Annotated in this window: 15 protein-coding genes; 14 read left to right on the forward strand and 1 reads right to left on the reverse strand. The window is 41.0% G+C overall.

Features of this window, described 5'->3' with window-relative positions; translation table 11 throughout:
- The first annotated feature begins 10 nt into the window (after window positions 1-10).
- The 7 genes from H4075_RS11625 to H4075_RS11655 all read left to right on the forward strand — a co-directional run bounded on the left by H4075_RS11625 (window position 11) and on the right by H4075_RS11655 (window position 9,708).
- On the forward strand, window positions 11-2,131 hold the full coding sequence (locus H4075_RS11625) for a bifunctional aldolase/short-chain dehydrogenase (RefSeq protein ID WP_182801014.1): 2,121 nt from the start codon (window positions 11-13) through the stop codon (window positions 2,129-2,131).
- 94 nt (window positions 2,132-2,225) lie between these two features.
- Window positions 2,226-3,500: a sugar isomerase gene (locus H4075_RS11630; protein ID WP_182801015.1), complete on the forward strand. Its 1,275-nt coding sequence runs from the start codon at window positions 2,226-2,228 to the stop codon at window positions 3,498-3,500.
- Window positions 3,500-4,879, forward strand: a complete 1,380-nt coding sequence (locus H4075_RS11635) for an FGGY-family carbohydrate kinase (protein WP_182801016.1) — start codon at window positions 3,500-3,502, stop codon at window positions 4,877-4,879. The genes H4075_RS11630 and H4075_RS11635 overlap by 1 nt, the downstream gene beginning before the upstream one ends.
- Before the next feature lie 12 nt (window positions 4,880-4,891).
- Complete coding sequence (locus H4075_RS11640; RefSeq protein ID WP_182801017.1) at window positions 4,892-5,629, forward strand: (Fe-S)-binding protein; 738 nt, start codon at window positions 4,892-4,894, stop codon at window positions 5,627-5,629.
- Complete coding sequence (locus H4075_RS11645) at window positions 5,626-7,002, forward strand: lactate utilization protein B (protein WP_182801018.1); 1,377 nt, start codon at window positions 5,626-5,628, stop codon at window positions 7,000-7,002. Before H4075_RS11640 ends, H4075_RS11645 begins: the two co-directional genes overlap by 4 nt.
- Window positions 6,999-7,583 carry a LutC/YkgG family protein gene (locus H4075_RS11650; protein ID WP_182801019.1) on the forward strand — a complete coding sequence of 195 codons (585 nt, stop codon included), beginning with the start codon at window positions 6,999-7,001 and terminating at the stop codon, window positions 7,581-7,583. The genes H4075_RS11645 and H4075_RS11650 overlap by 4 nt, the downstream gene beginning before the upstream one ends.
- Window positions 7,584-7,788: 205 nt before the next feature.
- Window positions 7,789-9,708 carry a glycoside hydrolase family 97 protein gene (locus H4075_RS11655; RefSeq protein WP_182801020.1) on the forward strand — a complete coding sequence of 640 codons (1,920 nt, stop codon included), beginning with the start codon at window positions 7,789-7,791 and terminating at the stop codon, window positions 9,706-9,708.
- A 2-nt stretch (window positions 9,709-9,710) separates the two neighbouring features.
- On the opposite strand, the gene H4075_RS11660 is transcribed toward H4075_RS11655, so the two are convergent.
- Window positions 9,711-10,589 carry an AraC family transcriptional regulator gene (locus H4075_RS11660; protein ID WP_182801021.1) on the reverse strand — a complete coding sequence of 293 codons (879 nt, stop codon included), beginning with the start codon at window positions 10,587-10,589 and terminating at the stop codon, window positions 9,711-9,713.
- 274 nt (window positions 10,590-10,863) lie between these two features.
- Between H4075_RS11660 and H4075_RS11665 the strand changes: the two genes are divergently transcribed.
- The 7 genes from H4075_RS11665 to H4075_RS11695 all read left to right on the forward strand — a co-directional run bounded on the left by H4075_RS11665 (window position 10,864) and on the right by H4075_RS11695 (window position 17,521).
- Complete coding sequence (locus H4075_RS11665) at window positions 10,864-12,507, forward strand: UxaA family hydrolase (RefSeq protein ID WP_182801022.1); 1,644 nt, start codon at window positions 10,864-10,866, stop codon at window positions 12,505-12,507.
- 20 nt (window positions 12,508-12,527) lie between these two features.
- Entirely contained in the window at window positions 12,528-13,304 is a 777-nt protein-coding gene (locus H4075_RS11670) for an SDR family NAD(P)-dependent oxidoreductase (protein ID WP_182801023.1), read from the forward strand.
- 36 nt (window positions 13,305-13,340) lie between these two features.
- Window positions 13,341-14,186 carry a fumarylacetoacetate hydrolase family protein gene (locus tag H4075_RS11675; RefSeq protein ID WP_182801024.1) on the forward strand — a complete coding sequence of 282 codons (846 nt, stop codon included), beginning with the start codon at window positions 13,341-13,343 and terminating at the stop codon, window positions 14,184-14,186.
- Window positions 14,187-14,265: 79 nt separating this feature from the next.
- Window positions 14,266-15,519 (forward strand): L-fucose:H+ symporter permease, encoded by a 1,254-nt coding sequence (gene fucP, locus H4075_RS11680; protein WP_182801025.1) that lies wholly within the window; start codon window positions 14,266-14,268, stop codon window positions 15,517-15,519.
- A 6-nt stretch (window positions 15,520-15,525) separates the two neighbouring features.
- Window positions 15,526-15,867, forward strand: coding sequence for an L-rhamnose mutarotase (locus H4075_RS11685; protein WP_182801026.1), 342 nt, complete (start codon window positions 15,526-15,528; stop codon window positions 15,865-15,867).
- Window positions 15,864-16,691, forward strand: a complete 828-nt coding sequence (locus H4075_RS11690) for an amidohydrolase family protein (RefSeq protein ID WP_182801027.1) — start codon at window positions 15,864-15,866, stop codon at window positions 16,689-16,691. Before H4075_RS11685 ends, H4075_RS11690 begins: the two co-directional genes overlap by 4 nt.
- A 41-nt stretch (window positions 16,692-16,732) precedes the next feature.
- Entirely contained in the window at window positions 16,733-17,521 is a 789-nt protein-coding gene (locus tag H4075_RS11695) for an SDR family oxidoreductase (RefSeq protein ID WP_182801028.1), read from the forward strand.
- The last annotated feature ends 14 nt before the right edge of the window (window positions 17,522-17,535 follow it).

Here is a 17,535-nt window from a genome sequence, read left to right on the forward strand (position 1 = left end):
AGAATAGTATATGTCAGTAGCAACAAAAGATTTCAAACACGTAAGTTACTTATGGGACGACGCTAAAGCCGCAGAGCTGGCTGGAGATGAAGTGGCATTACTCGTGTATCGTTCTAACTTATTGGGAGCCGATCTCCGTTTAACCAACTATGGTGGTGGTAACACGTCGTGCAAAGCCATGGCCAAAGATCCGCTTACAGGAAAAGAAGTGGAAGTGATGTGGGTAAAGGGTAGCGGTGGCGACCTTGGCACCATGAAGCGTAGTGGACTTGCAGCATTATATGTTGATCGTTTGCGCAGCTTAAAAAATATCTATCGTGGTATTGAGCATGAAGATGAAATGGTAGAACTCTTCAATCATTGTATTTATGATCTTTCTTCAAAAGCTCCATCTATTGATACACCGTTACATGGTTTTCTTCCATTCAAACATATTGATCACTTACATCCTGATGCAGCCATTGCTATTGCAGCAGCAAAAGATGGTGAGAAGATCACCAAAGAATTATTCAACGGAACAATTGGTTGGGTAAAATGGCAGAAACCAGGTTTTGAATTAGGTTTGATGCTAAAGCAATGTCTGGATGAAAACCCCGGCATTCGTGGCATCATGCTCGGCTCACATGGTTTATTTACATGGGGCGATACAGCTTACGAATCATACATCAACACGCTTGAAGTAATTGAGCGTTGCGCAGAATATTTGCAGGACAACATCGCCAAACAAAAAACAATCTTTGGTGGTGCTAAACTGCAATCATTACCGGAAGCCGATCGTAAAACACAGGCTGCTGCATTAGCACCGGTATTACGTGGTTTCTGCTCTTCACAAAACCGCATGATCGGTCATTTTACCGATGATGCAAGAGTACTGGAATACATCAACTCGAATGATCTTGATCGTTTGGCTCCTTTGGGAACAAGCTGTCCCGATCACTTCTTACGTACAAAGATTTCTCCTTTGGTGTTAAATCTGGAAGCTGGTGAAGATCTGAGCGATGTAAAAAAGATCAAAGAAAAAATTGCTCCTTTATTCGAAGCTTATCGGGCAATGTATGCTGAGTATTACAATACTTGTAAGCATCCGAACAGTCCGGCCATGCGTGATCCCAATCCTGTGGTAATTATTTATCCCGGTGTTGGTATGTTCACCTTTGCAAAAGACAAACAAACAGCAAGGGTAGCAGCTGAATTTTATATCAATGCGATCAATGTAATGAAAGGTGCTGAAGCTATTTCAGAATATACTTCATTACCACGCCAGGAAGCATTCAACATTGAATACTGGTTACTGGAAGAGGCAAAACTGCAACGTATGCCGAAACCAAAAGCATTGAGTGGCAAAGTTGCGCTCATTACCGGCAGCGGTGGTGGTATTGGTAAAGCCATTGCAAAACGTTTTGCTGAAGAAGGCGCCTGCGTTATTCTCAACGATATGAATGCTGAACGTTTAGCTGAAGCAAAAGATGAGTTTGTAAAACAATTTGGCAAAGATATCGTGGCAGCCGACATATTGGATGTTACAAAAGAAACAACAATTGCAGATACACTCACAACTGCAGCACTTGCATTTGGTGGTGTTGATATTATTGTAAACAACGCCGGCTTATCGATCTCTAAATCAATCGAAGATCATACAGATAAAGATTGGGATATCCTTTACGATGTATTAGTAAAAGGTCAGTTTGTGGTAACACAAAAGGCTGTTGAAGTAATGCGCAAGCAGGGTATTGGTGGCGACATCTTAAACATTGTAAGTAAGAACGCATTAGTTAGCGGTCCTAACAATGCAGGTTACGGTTCTGCAAAAGCTGCACAACTGCACTTGTCGAGATTGAACGCTGCTGAACTCGGTAAGGATAAGATCCGTGTGAACGTAGTTAATCCCGATGCTGTTATTGCAGGCAGTAATATCTGGAGTGGTGGTTGGGCCGAAGGTCGTGCCAAAGCTTATGGTATTACGGTTGAAGAATTACCTGCTTACTATGCCGGACGTACATTATTAAATGAAATCATTTTACCTGAAGATATTGCCAATGCCTGTTTTGCTTTTGCAGGAGGTTTATTAGGCAAATCAACCGGTAACGTATTGAATGTGGATGGCGGTGTTGCCAATGCATTTGTACGCTAAGGATTTTTTCTCATAATCAATAGTAGTTAAAGGGTTGATAGCTCTCTATCGACCCAATTTTTAAATTGAGTAACTTGTTATACAAACTTGCTTTATGTTGTTAGAAAAAAACAGGATCGCTGACTTTAACGCATTACATGCAGCAGATCACAAACGCAAATTCGATTTCGTTTCTTCAGAGATAAATAATGTGGAAGAGGTGCTGCAAAAGCTCATCGACTTCCAGGTGGCTATTCCCAGCTGGGCATTGGGCACGGGCGGTACACGCTTCGGACGTTTTGCAGGCGCAGGCGAGCCCGGCAATCTTGAACAAAAGTTGGAAGATGTAGGATTGCTGCATGCGCTCAACCAATCGAGTGGTGCAATTTCATTACACATTCCATGGGATATTCCTGAGAACTATGCATCTATTAAAGCTACCGCTGCACAGTTGGGTTTAAAGTTTGATGCCGTGAACTCTAATACATTCCAGGATCAGAAAGATCAGGAGTTGAGTTATAAATTCGGTTCATTGCAACATGTAAACAAGGCTGTGCGTAAACAAGCTATTGATCATAATATCGAAGTAATTAAACATGGTGTTGAACTTGGCTCAACCGCATTAACAGTTTGGTTGAGTGATGGCAGTTGTTTTCCCGGTCAATTGAATTTCAGAAAAGCATTTCAGAATACATTGGAAAGTCTGCAGGAAATCTATGCAGCTTTGCCTGCTGACTGGAAAGTGTTTGTTGAATACAAAGCATTTGAACCAAACTTCTACTCAATGACGGTGGGAGATTGGGGACAATCATTATTGTATGCAAACAAACTTGGTCCTAAAGCATATACATTGGTTGATCTTGGTCATCATTTGCCCAATGCAAACATTGAACAGATCGTTGCATTGTTGTTGATGGAAGGCAAACTTGCCGGTTTCCATTTCAACGATAGTAAATATGGTGACGATGATTTGACTGTAGGCAGCATCAAACCTTACCAGTTGTTTTTAATTTTTAATGAATTGGTAGAAGGCATGGATGCTAGAGGCATGGATCACACAACTGACTTAGGTTGGATGATCGATGCAAGTCATAACGTAAAAGATCCGTTAGAAGATCTGTTACAATCAGTAGAAGCCATCATGATCGCTTATGCACAGGCGTTAACTGTTGATCGTAAAAAATTAAATGCAGCACAGGAAGCAAATGATGTAGTGGCGGCACAGGAAATTCTGCAACATACATTCAGAACAGATCTGCGTGCACTGGTTGCTGAAGCAAGATTAAGAAGTGGAGCAGCATTGTATCCTTTACAATTCTTCCGTGATCAGAAACTCAGGGAGCAATTGATCAAAGAAAGAGGCAGTAAGACTGTTGCAACAGGATTGTGATGAGTAAGATTCCCGTTATAGCGATTTTCGACATTGGTAAAACCAACAAGAAACTGTTGTTGTTCGATGAACATTACAATGTTGTTCATGAAGAAAGCCGGCAGTTGAATGAAGTAAAAGATGAAGATGGTTTTGCATGTGAAGATGTGGAACTGCTTACACGATGGGTGAACGATTCATTTGAAAGTTTATTGAAAGATGACCGCTTCCAAATTAAAGCGGTTAATTTTTCTGCATACGGTGCAAGCTTTGTTTATCTTGATGAAGAGCTCAAAGTTATCCCGCCTTTATATAATTACCTGAAACCCTACGCACCTGCATTACAGAAAAAATTTTACAAAACATACGGCGGAGAAAGCCGTGTTTCAAAAGAAACAGCATCGCCTGTGTTAGGTAACCTAAATTCAGGTATGCAGTTATACCGGTTGAAATATGAAAAGCCGGAAGTATTTGCAAAGATCAAATACGCACTGCATCTGCCACAGTATTTATGTTTTATTCTTTCAGGCAAGTTGCATACCGATATAACGAGCATTGGCTGTCATACAAACTTGTGGGACTTCCAGGAAAAACAATATCATGATTGGGTAAAGCAGGAAGGAGTGGCTGAAAAATTTGCACCTGTTTTAAAAAGTAATGCTGTCGCAGGCCATACAACTAAAAAGATTCCGGTAGGCGGAGGTTTGCACGACAGCTCATCCGCTTTGATTCCTTATCTCGCTTCATTTCATGAGCCCTTTATCCTGTTGTCTACAGGTACATGGTGTATCACATTAAACCCTTTCAATCATTCGCAGTTGAGTGATCTTGAATTGCACCAGGATTGTCTATGTTATCTTTCTTACGAAGGCAACCCGGTGAAAGCATCCCGTTTATTTGCAGGCTATGAACATGAGCAGCAAACAAAACGTTTGGCTGAGTTTTTTAAACTTCCGGAAGATCATTATAAGACAGTTGAATGCAATCAGAAGATGATCGATCAACTGGAGTTAGGTAAAACCGTTATGAAAAAAGGTGCTGATGATGTAATGATCCAGCAATCGGTTTTTGCTAAAAGAGATTTAAAGAAATTCAAAAATTACGAACAGGCTTATCATCAGTTAATAGCCGATATCATCACTCAGCAATTGTACAGCACCAATTTAGTATTGAAAGGAACACAGGTAAAACGTATTTTTGTGGACGGTGGTTTCGGAAAAAATCCCATCTTTATGCATATGATGGCGGAAGTGTTTCACGGTATTGAAGTTTATGCCGCATCTGTGGCACAGGCTTCTGCGTTGGGAGCAGCATTGGTGATGCATGAGCATTGGAACAAAAAAGTATTACCAACCGACATCATAGAATTAAAATATTACTCAGAACATCAGAAACGATGAAGTGTTGAACGTATGAAAGTTGGCTTATTCATTCCCTGTTACATCGATCAGTTTTATCCACAGGTAGGTATTGCAACATTACAACTATTAGAAAAACTGGGATGTAACGTTTCTTTCCCCCTCAATCAAACCTGCTGCGGACAGCCAATGGCCAACAGTGGATTTGCAGCCCTCAGTAAAAATTGTGATAAGAATTTTGTTGCCAACTTCCGAGGCTTCGATTATATCGTAGGGCCATCGGGCAGTTGTGTATTGCATTTAAAAGAGCACCTGCACGATGAGCAACACCCCGGAGAAGCACAACACATCCGCAAACATGTGTATGAACTCACTGAGTTTTTAGTAGATATTCTGAAGATAGAAAAGCTTGATGCTTCTTTTCCACATAAAGTAGGATTGCATAATAGTTGCCACGGACAACGTGGTTTGCATCTTTCATCTATGAGCGAAAGAATGTTACCTGCGTTTTCAAAACCACAACAATTGTTGAGTATGGTGAAAGGTCTGGAACTTTCATTACCTGTACGCAGTGATGAGTGTTGCGGCTTTGGTGGTACATTTTGTGTGTTTGAAGAAGCCGTGAGTGTGAAAATGGGTAAGGATCGTATTGCAGACCATGCAACCAATGATGTTGACTACATTACCGGCGGTGACGTTAGTTGCCTTATGCATTTAGAAGGTATCTTAAAACGCAATGGCAGCAACGTTAAGACCGTTCATATTGCTGAAATTTTAAACAGCAGCTTATGAGTATAAGTAAACTTTCACACGCTGAAGCTGCAGAACAGTTCATTAAAGATGAACCAAGAACTGACTGGCATGATGAAACACTTTGGTTCGTTCGTCAAAAAAGAGATAAAGCTGCTCATGGCTTACCTGAATGGGAAAAGCTGAGAGAATGGGCATCGCAAATAAAAGATCATACACTTTCCAATCTCGATAATTATTTAAAAGAATTTGAAAGCAAGGCGCAGGATAACGGTGTGATTGTACACTGGGCTGCTGATGGAGAGGAACACAACCGCATTATTTACGACATCATTACGCATCACAAGATCAAAAAGATCGTGAAGAGCAAGAGTATGCTTACGGAAGAATGTGGGTTGAATGAATTCTTACATGCAAAAGGAATTGAAACTGTTGATACAGATCTTGGTGAACGTATTGTGCAGTTCCGGCAAGAAGCACCCAGTCATATTGTATTACCTGCCATTCACCTGAAGAAACAGGATGTAAGTGATACATTTCATGAACATCTTCATACCGAAAAAGGAAATAACGATCCGCAATATTTAACCGAAGCTGCACGCCAGCATCTGCGTGAAAAATTTATTGAATCTGAACTCGCTATTACAGGTGTAAACTTTGCAGTTGCAGAAACAGGCGGTTTTATTGTTTGTACTAATGAAGGCAATGCCGATATGGGTGCACATGCTGCAAAGATTCATATTGCCTGTATGGGTTTTGAAAAGATGATCCCGAAGGCAGAACATCTTTCTGTATTTCTTCGTTTGCTTGCCCGCAGTGCAACAGGTCAGCCAATTACAACATACTCCAGTCATTTTCATAAACCACGAGAAGGGCAGGAGATGCATATTGTGATTGTTGATAATGGCAGAAGCAGGCAATTAGGTCGTGCTGATTTCAGAAATTCATTGAAGTGCATCCGTTGCGCTGCATGTTTTAATACCTGCCCTGTTTACAGGAGAAGCGGCGGACATAGTTATCATACTGCAGTTGCCGGTCCAATTGGTTCTATTCTTAATCCCAACATTGATATGCGTGCAAACGCCGATCTTCCGTTTGCATCTACACTTTGCGGCAGCTGCAGCAACGTGTGCCCCGTGAAGATCGACATTCATGATCAGTTATGGAAATGGCGACAGGTATTGGTTGCAGAAGGTTATGTTGATACAACAAAGAAAATTGGTTTGAAAGGAATGGCTTTTGTATTGGCAAGACCGGGACTTTATCGCTTTGCCGGTAAAGCAGGCCGTGCAATGATGCGGATGTTCCCGTGGTTGCTGAATAACAAACTCAATCCCTGGTACAAACAACGGGAGATGCCGGCACCTCCTAAAGAAAGCTTCCGTGATTGGTACATCAAGAATAAACAACAATGAGTGCAAGAGAAACGATATTAAAAGCCATTACGGCAAATAAACCAACATTGGTTGATCTGCCTGCAATTGATTTGGCAGATGTGATTCAATACACTGATCTGTTACAACAATACAAAACAGTCTTGCAAAGTATTGGTGGTGGTACGGTTGAATTACAAGACCTCAACTCATTAAAAGAAGAACTGGAAATAAAAAAAGCAAATGGTGATTTTGTAGTGAACAGGGTTGCTTCATTAGGAGAGGTTGAAGATTCGATTGAACACTTAACTGCAACTGATCTTGCTGCTGTTGATACAGCTTATTTGCAAGGAACCATTGCTGTAGCTGAGAATGGCGCTATCTGGCTATACGAAAGCCAGATGGGAAATCGCCTGCTGCCATTTATTTGCCAGCATTTAGTGATTGTGATTGAAAAGAAAAAAATTGTTCCCACCATGCATCACGCTTATCAGCAAATTGAAAATGCAAAAGAAGGCTTTGGTGTTTTCCTGGCTGGTCCTTCTAAAACAGCCGACATTGAACAATCGTTGGTGATCGGTGCACATGGCGCAAGAAGTTTGATCGTTTACATTGTTGGATGATAGAGTCAGGGATGACGCTGACTAAGACGGATGAAAATGGATAAGATCAGTGAAAATCAGCTCAAATCTGTGTCATCTGCGTATCTATATCTTCAGCACACACATTCGTTAGGGTATTAATTTTTTTCTGCTACTATTCTTTCTGTTTCTTTGTGCTCACTTGCTTTTTCGGCAACTTTTGCTTTAACCTTTTAATCCTTTGTTCATGCGTGTTTTGATTGCTTTTCTTTTTCTCTCTTTTTTCCACACAAGTGCAGTTGCACAGGTAGGTATCACAAGTCCTGATAAAAAAATTACCGTGCAGGTTTCTGTAAATAACGAAGGTGCTATTAAATACAGCGTACGATACATGGAGCAGGAAGTGCTTCGTTCCTCTTCATTAGGACTCACCACGTCAACCGTTGATTTTTCAAAAGGGAATAACCTGTTGCGTGCAACACCTGTGCAACAGGTGAACGATACTTACATGATGGTTTATGCCAAGAAAAAACAAAGCAATTACACTGCTAATAAACGCACAGTACAATTTAAAAATAAGAATGATGAAGCTTTGGATATTATTTTCCAGGTATCGAATGATGCAGTGTCATTCCGTTACCAGTTTAAAGCAAAAAATAATTTTAGCGATAACATCACCAATGAATTAACAAGTTTTCATTTTCCTTCAACAGCAAAAGCATGGTTACAACCCATGCAGGTTTCTAAAACAGGATGGGAGCAAACCAATCCTGCATATGAAGAGCATTACGTACAGGATATGCCCGTTGGTACAAAATCACCATCTGCTGCAGGTTGGGTATACCCGGCGTTATTTCACAGCAATGATGCGTGGGCATTAATTACGGAAGCTTCATTGGAAACAAGTGACTGTGCCACACGATTAAAAGCCGAATCACCTGATGGTGAATACAGCATCGGCTATCCCGACCCTCGTGAGATCATTACCGGTAAAGGACTGTTGCCCACATTTCAATCAACCTATACTTCTCCGTGGCGCATCATCACCATTGGCAGTCTTGCAACCATCATCGAATCAACTGCAGGAACTGACATGGCTAAACCATCAACAATAAAGAACAACTCCTTTATCATTCCCGGCAAATCTTCATGGAGCTGGATCAATTCCAAAGATGATTTCATTGTGTATGATGAACAGAAAAAATATATCGACTTTGCGGCTGCTATGAATTGGCAATATTGTTTAATTGACGCCGATTGGGACAGAAAGATCGGGTACGAAAAAATTAAAGAACTGGCTGATTATGCCAAGACAAAGAATGTGGGTTTACTGTTATGGTATAACTCAGCAGGCGATTGGAATACGGTAAAATATACACCACGAAATTTCCTGCTCACAACAGAAAGCCGTGCAAAGGAATTTCAACGTTTAAAAGACATGGGTATCAAAGGAGTAAAGATCGATTTCTTTGCAGGCGATGGACAATCGGTGATAGCGTATTATTTAGACATTTTAAAAGATGCTGCGAAATATGAGTTGCTGGTAAATTTTCATGGAGCAACGTTGCCGAGAGGATGGGCTCGCACTTATCCGCATTTAATGACAACCGAAGCTGTGCGTGGTTTTGAAATGATCACATTTGAACAAGCCGATGCAAATAAGGAAGCCACACATTGTACTATGCTTCCATTCACCCGTAATGCATTCGATCCAATGGATTTTACTCCGATGAATCTTTATAAAATTCAAACCAGGGTGCAGCGTAAAACAACATCGGCTTTTGAATTAGCAACATCGGTTTTATTTCTTTCAGGCATTCAACACTTCGCCGAATCACCTGCCGGCATGCAACAGGTGCCTGCAAAAATTCAGCAGTTTCTGAAAGATTTGCCAACCACTTGGGATGATGTAAAATTCATCGATGGTTTTCCGGGCAAGTATATAGTGATTGCACGTAAGTATAAAAACAAATGGTACATCGCCGGCATTAATGGTGAGCAAACAGAAAAACAACTTACACTTAACCTCGCCGCATTTGGCAAAAGAGGAACCTTGACAACAGATGGTGAAACAGCTTTGTCATTCAGCGAAAAAGCGATCACAACAAAGAAAAAACTCGACATCAGCATGCAGGCTGCAGGCGGTTTTGTGATAGTGCTGGAGTAAACTCAGGCAGCTTCATTCGTCATATACAACTTCTGGTATTCCAGTGGCGTTTGCCCGGTAAAACGTTTAAACGTTTTGTAGAAATTAGTGATGTTGTTGAACCCGCTTTCGAAACAGATCTGCGAAATACTCAGCTTGTTTTCAATCAACAATTTACTTGCATGACCAATACGAAGCTCGTGCAGGAAGTTACTGTACGTTTTGCGTGTATGCACTTTAAAATAACGACAGAACGAATTGGAACTGATGTTTGATACTTCAGCAATCTTCTTCAGACTGATCTTTTCTTTAAAGTGTGCCAGCGTGTAGGCATAAACGGCATTAATACGTTCAGTCGATTTTTCTTCAACCAATGTAGTAAACCCGGCCGATGAAATCTGTTTGAGCTGTTTACTCTGCGAAATCTTCGTTAGTATCTGCAACAGCAATACGATCCGTTCGGTATCTTTTACATGCAGCATTTTTTCCAGCTGTTCTATTACAAACTGTTTTGTTGCTCTGGTAATACTAATGCCACGCTTTGCTTTTTCAAGCAACTGTTTCAGCTTTTTATTCTCGGGGATTTCGAGAAAACGTTCGCCCCAAAAATCCTCCCTGAAATGCACAACAGTTGATTGTGCCCGCAGTATTTTGTTTTTTTGAAAATACGTATCATCACATCGCCAGAGGTGGGGAAGATTAGCACCCACCAGTATCACATCATCTTTTTTAAAACGTTGTATCGAATCACCAATGAACTGAATGCCTGTTCCCTTTTGAATGTGCAGCAACTCCACTTCGGGATGAAAGTGCCAGCGGTTATAGAAATACGGAACCACATCATGCCGTATGTTAAAGCTTTGATGCGGTGCGGTGCTTACCTTGAGCAGATGCGGGTTCATTACAGTATTTTAACACAAAATAACGAAATATGCCAGCAGATTGCCAAAATAGTACAAGACAAAGCCAATAAAAGTAAAAGCAAATGATGAATCATTAGCTACTTTTACCTTAACAATCATCCTGTTTTGAGGATGAACAAGTGATTCAAAAAACTTCATTCAAAGCATTGCTATATGAAATGAGCCATAAAAATTATCAAGTCAATTAATTTCAAAGACGATGATAATTTTTATGGCGAATAACATATGACCAAAAAGTCATAAAAGTGAACATATGAAACAGAATGTATTAAAAGTACATCCGGCAGATAATGTACTGGTGGCACTGAAAGACCTGAAAAAAGGCGAAACAATCAATTTTCAAAGCGAGTCCATAACACTTACTGAAGATATCGCAGGCAAGCATAAAATTTTTATGCAGGATATGCAGCCCGGCGAAAAGATCATCATGTATGGTGTTACCGTTGGTACCATTGCGCAACCTGCTGCAAAAGGAGCCCGCATGAGCACCGAGAATACCAAACATGCAACTGATCAATTCGATTACCGTGGCTCCAACTTTACATGGACAGCTCCTGATGTTTCAAAATTTTCCAACAGAACATTCATGGGTTATCATCGCAAAGATGGTCGTGTTGGCACAGCCAACTATTGGATATTTATTCCGATGGTGTTTTGCGAAAACAGAAACCTTGATGTTATGAAAGAAGCCATGCATAACGAACTCGGTTATGCAGTAACAGGTAAATACAAAACCTTTACACGTGAGTTGGTAGAAGCCTACAAAAATGGCGAAGACATAACAAAGGTTGATATTTCAACTGCATTATCAAGTAACGGCAACAGTCGTGTATTTAAAAATATTGATGGGATTAAATTTCTGAATCACCCGGGTGGTTGCGGTGGTACTAGACAGGATGCAGAATTGCTCGGTAAATTATTAGCTGCATATGCAGATCATCCAAATGTTGCAGGTGTAACAGTGATCAGCCTTGGTTGTCAAAACCTGCAGGTGCGTGATTTTGAAAAATCATTGGCAGAACGTAATCCGAAATTTGATAAACCTGTACTCATCTTCGAACAACAGTTGAGCAAGAGCGAACCACAGATGATTGCAGAAGCGATTCAGCAAACATTTACAAATTTGATTCAGGTAAACAATATCGAACGTAAACCTGCACCGCTTTCTGAATTGGTAGTAGGCGTGAAGTGTGGCGGCAGCGATGGCTTCAGCGGTATTTCTGCAAATCCAGCTGTAGGTTATTGTGCTGATCTTGTTGTTGGCTTAGGTGGTAAAGTATTGCTGGCAGAGTTTCCGGAATTGTGTGGTGCAGAACAGGATCTTATCGATCGTTCGGTGAACGAACCAACTGCCCGCAAGTTTATAAAACTGATGACCGATTATAACAACCAGGCTCTTGCAGTAGGTTCAGGTTTTCATATGAATCCATCGCCCGGTAATATCAAAGATGGTTTGATCACTGACGCCATTAAAAGTAATGGTGCGTGCAAAAAAGGAGGTACATCACCTGTAACCGATGTGCTCGATTATACAGAGCCTGCAGTAAAACCCGGTTTGAATTTAGTGTGTACACCCGGTAACGATGTGGAAGCAACAACAGGTAAAGCGGCGAGTGGAGCAACGTTGATCTTGTTTACAACAGGTTTAGGTACGCCAACAGGTAATCCTGTTTGTCCGGTAATCAAAGTGTCAACCAATTCAAATCTTACCAAACGCATGGGCGATATTATTGATATCGACACGGGCAGTATCATTGAAGGTGAAAAAACAATTCCTGAAATGGGCGAAGAAATACTGGAGTATGTGATCCGTGCTGCGAGTGGCGAAGTGATTCCGAAAGCCGTATTACTCAACCAGGACGATTTTATTCCATGGAAACGTGGTGTATCTCTTTAACCAAGCTATCGTTATAAACTATGTTTCAACTAACAGGCAAAACAGCGATTGTTACAGGAGGTGGTAGCGGCATCGGCCGGGCCATTTCAACTATGTTTGCTAAACAGGGTGCTTACGTTTTTATTTTTGATGTAGATGAAAAAGGTGCGGCTGCAACTGTTGCAGACATTCAGCAAGCTGATGGTAAAGCAGAAGCAGTGATCCTCAACATCACCGATCAGCAGGCCATTAAAACAGCTGCACAAAAAATTGTTGATCAGCATCAACGCATCGATATTTTGGTGAACAATGCAGGTGTTGCACACGTGGGCACAGCCGACTCTACCAATGAAGAAGATTTTACACGTCTCTTTAACATTAATGTAAAAGGTGTGTACAATTGTTTGCATGAGATCATTCCGTTTATGAAAGCACAGCAGAAAGGTGTGGTGCTGAATATGTGTTCCATTGCAGCATCTGTTGGCATCACCGATCGATTTGCTTACAGCATGAGTAAAGGGGCTGTATTAGGGATGACACTTTCTGCAGCACGTGATTACCTCGCTTACAATATTCGTGTAAACAGTATTTCGCCTGCACGGGTGTTTACACCATTTGTAGAAGGCTTTATTGCAAAGAACTATCCCGGTAAAGAAGAAGAGATTTTCGACAAATTATCAAAGAGTCAGCCAATAGGACGCATGGGTACAGCTGATGAAGTAGGGCACCTGGCATTATATCTCTGCAGTGATGAAGCTGGCTTTGTTACGGGCTGCGATTATCCGCTCGATGGTGGCTTTATAAAACTTAACAACTGAACATAAGAATCAACCATAAACTTATAAACTGAAGAAATGAAACTGATACGTTTTGGAGAAACCGGTAAAGAAAAACCCGGCGTAATGTTAAGCAGCATTTGCTATGATGTGTCTGCACATGTAAGCGATTACGATGAAGACTTCTTTGCAAATGATGGTTTGAAAAAATTAGAGCAGCTTGTTGCAACGGAAAAATTACCGGCAGTGACGGTTGATCGTTACGGATGTCCTGTAAAACGTCCTTCGAAAATTGTTTGTATCGGTTTAAACTACAGCGATCATGCAAAAGAAACAGGCGCAACACCTCCTCCTGAACCGGTGATCTTCTTCAAGGCAACCACAGCCATTGTTGGTCCGAATGATGAAGTAATGATTCCCCGAGATTCTGTAAAGACCGATTGGGAAGTGGAACTGGCAGTGGTGATCGGTAAGAAAGCATCTTATGTAGAAGAAGCTGACGCAATGGATTATGTAGCGGGTTATTGTTTGCATAACGATATCAGCGAACGTGAATTTCAACTGGAACGAAGTGGTACATGGGATAAAGGAAAAGGTTGTGATACGTTTGCACCAATTGGTCCATGGCTCGTTACAAAAGATGAAGTGAAGGATGTGCATGCACTTCGTTTGTGGTTAACCTTGAATGGCGAAAAAATGCAGGATGGTTCAACCTCAAACCTCATCTTCAATGTTCCGTTCCTCATTTCATACGTAAGTAAATTCATGACCCTGTTGCCCGGTGATATTATTTCAACAGGTACACCTGCAGGTGTTGGACTTGGTATGAAACCACCAGTGTATCTCAAACCAGGTGATGTAATGGAACTCGGCATTGATGGTTTGGGAACATCAAAACAAACTGTGATTGCATTTAAGAAATAAATTATACGCCCCGTCAGACGTCCTCGTCGGACGGGGTTAGCTTTTAACATCAACTCTTACAAACATTAACGATTGCCCAATGACTGATCAAAAAAATAAGCCGTACCTCTTTGCGTTTGCATTAGTAACAAGTTTGTTTTTCCTCTGGGGGTTTGTACATAATCTCGATCCCATATTAATTCCTCACCTGAAAAGATCTTTCACGTTAACAACAACTCAATCAACGCTGATTGATTCTGCTGTGTTTATAGCCTACTTCGTAATGGCATTACCTGCAGGTTTTATCATGAAGAAGTTTGGGTATAAGATTGGTATCATTTCAGGATTACTGTTATTTGCTATCGGATCGTTCATGTTTTTACCTGCAGCAGATTACCAGTCGTACAATTATTTTCTTATTGCTTTGTTCATCATTGCCTGTGGTTTAACAATTCTTGAAACAGCTGCTAATCCTTATGCTGCTGTATTAGGCGATCCTAAAACGTCTACACAACGACTCAACTTTGCACAATCATTCAATGGCTTAGCTGCTGCACTGGCCCCGGTCATTGGTGCAAGAATAATCTTAACGAAAGGTCATACAGATGAAGAGTTAAGTGTAATGACTGATGCCGCAAGAAAACTTGCACTGGCATCAGAAGCGGCTTCAGTAAAGATGCCCTATATGATACTTGGAATTGTTCTGGTAGTTGTAGCTGTTTTATTTGCCATTACACATTTACCGAAACTAAATACAGATCCGGCTCATACGCCCAGCAAAAATATTTTTCATGCTTTTAAACATAAGCATTTAACATGGGCGGTTATAGCACAGTTCTTTTATATAGGCGCACAGGTTTCTGTCTTTAGCTTATTTATTTTATATGCAGAAAAATCTGCGTCATTACCACAAGTTACTGCAGCAGATTATTTAGGTGCATGTGGAATTGCATTTCTGATCGGTCGATTTCTTGGAACATTCTTTATGCGATTTATCCTTCCGGAAAAACTATTGGCATTATATGCTGCAATAAATACGTTGTTGTGTCTGATTGCCATTTTTGCTACAGGCATGATCACGGTGTACGCCGTAATTGGAATTTGCTTCTTTATGTCGATCATGTTCCCGACAATTTTCTCATTGGGTATTAAGGATCTGAAAGGCGATACCGAATACGGCAGCAGTTTAATTATTATGTCAATTGTTGGAGGTGCCATTCTTCCTAGGTTCTTTGGAAATATCAGTGACTGGACTGGTAATATTCAACATGGATACATCATTCCATTAATCTGCTTTGTTGTTATTCTGTTTTTTGGATGGACAGGTCATAAAGTTGTTTCAACTGATAAATAGTTAACCATGCCACGTTATTGCCTGACAGTTGATTTAATAAACGATCCAAAGCTTATTGCTGAATACGAAGCTTATCACGAACGCATCTGGCCCGAGATTGAAGCATCGATCAAAGATTCAGGAATTACCGGTATGGAAATTTACCGGTATGAAAACCGTTTATTTATGATCATGGAAACCAACGACAGCTTTTCATTTGAAGCGAAATCTGCTGCAGATGCCTCCAATGAAAAAGTGCAGGAATGGGAAACACTGATGTGGAATTACCAGCAGGCTTTGCCCACTGCGAAGAAAGGAGAGAAGTGGATCGTCATGAAAAAGATATTCGACTTAAATAATCAATCATGAAGATCATCGATACACATCAGCATTTCTGGAAATACGATCCTGTGAATTACAGCTGGATCAATGATGAGATGCAGGTAATACGAAAAGATTTTTTACTAGGTGATCTTGCCGTTGTTGTGAACGAACACAAACTGCAAGGCACCGTAGCAGTACAAGCCGATCAGACAGAAGCCGAAACAGATTGGTTACTGCAACTTGCTGCAAAAAACGATTTTATCAAAGGCGTTGTTGGATGGGTTGATCTGCGCAGCAGTAATATTGAAGAACGTTTGCAGCATTATCAACAGTTCAGTAAACTGAAAGGCTTTCGTCATGTGTTGCAGGGCGAAGAACCTTCGTTCATGTTGCAGCAAGATTTTATCAATGGCATCAGCAAACTTCAGCAGTATAATTTCACTTACGATATACTTATCTTTCCAAAACATCTCACTGCTTCATTAGAATTGGTTCAGCAATTTCCGGAACAGAAGTTTGTGATCGATCATGTGGCAAAGCCATACATCAAAGATGGTAAGATCGATGAATGGAAAACAGGTATGCAGCAGCTTGCAAAACAAAGCAACGTGTACTGCAAGATCAGCGGTATGGTTACCGAAGCTGATTGGAAGAACTGGACGGCAGATGATCTTCGTCCATGTATCGATGTTGTGGTTGAAAGTTTTGGTATCGATCGTATCATGTATGGCAGCGACTGGCCTGTTTGCCTCGTTGCCTCTTCATACAAGAGATGGTTACAAACAGTAAAAGATTATTTCAGTTCATATTCAACAGAAGACCAGGAAAAAGTTTTCAGCAGCAATGCGATCAAATTTTACAAACTCTAAATCAGACATCACTCATTATTCATCACTCATAACTCATTCATATGAATCTCCAGTTAACAGATAAAATAGTCATTGTAACAGGCGGTGCAAAAGGCATCGGCAAAGGCATTGTAGATGTATTGGCAAAAGAAGGAGCTATTCCCGTTATTGTTGGCCGCAGTGAAGCAGATAATCTGCTTGCTGTAAAAGAAGTGGAAGCTGCAGGTGGTAAAGCCTGGCAAGTAGTTGCTGAATTATCGCAACCGGAAGAATGTGAGAAAGCAGTAAAAGCGGTGATCGAAAAATTCAACCGCATTGACGGGCTCATCAATAACGCCGGTGTAAACGATGGAGTTGGTTTGGAGAACGGCGATTACAAACGCTTTGTAGAAAGTCTGCACAAAAACGTCGTGCATTATTATTTGATGGCGCACTTTGCATTACCAGAGTTGAAGAAATCAAAAGGCAGCATTGTAAACATCACTTCAAAGACTGCAGATACAGGACAAGGCAATACCTCAGCTTATGCTGCAGCCAACGGTGGACGTAATGCATTAACAAGAGAGTGGGCCGTAGAACTTGCAAAATATTCGATCCGTGTAAATGCATTGGTGGTTGCTGAATGTTATACTCCGCTGTACGATAAGTGGATCAAAACATTACCGAATCCTGAAGAGAAATTAAAAGAGATCACTTCAAAAATACCTTTCGAACAACGCTTTACCACTGCTGAGGAAATTGCGAATATGACGGTGTTTTTGTTATCGCCTGTATCGAGCCACACAACAGGCCAGTTGATTTATGTGGATGGTGGTTATGTGCATCTCGACAGAGCAATGGCGAATGCGTAACACACGGTCCGACG

It is taken from the genome of Lacibacter sediminis (assembly GCF_014168535.1).
Classification (GTDB): domain Bacteria; phylum Bacteroidota; class Bacteroidia; order Chitinophagales; family Chitinophagaceae; genus Lacibacter; species Lacibacter sediminis.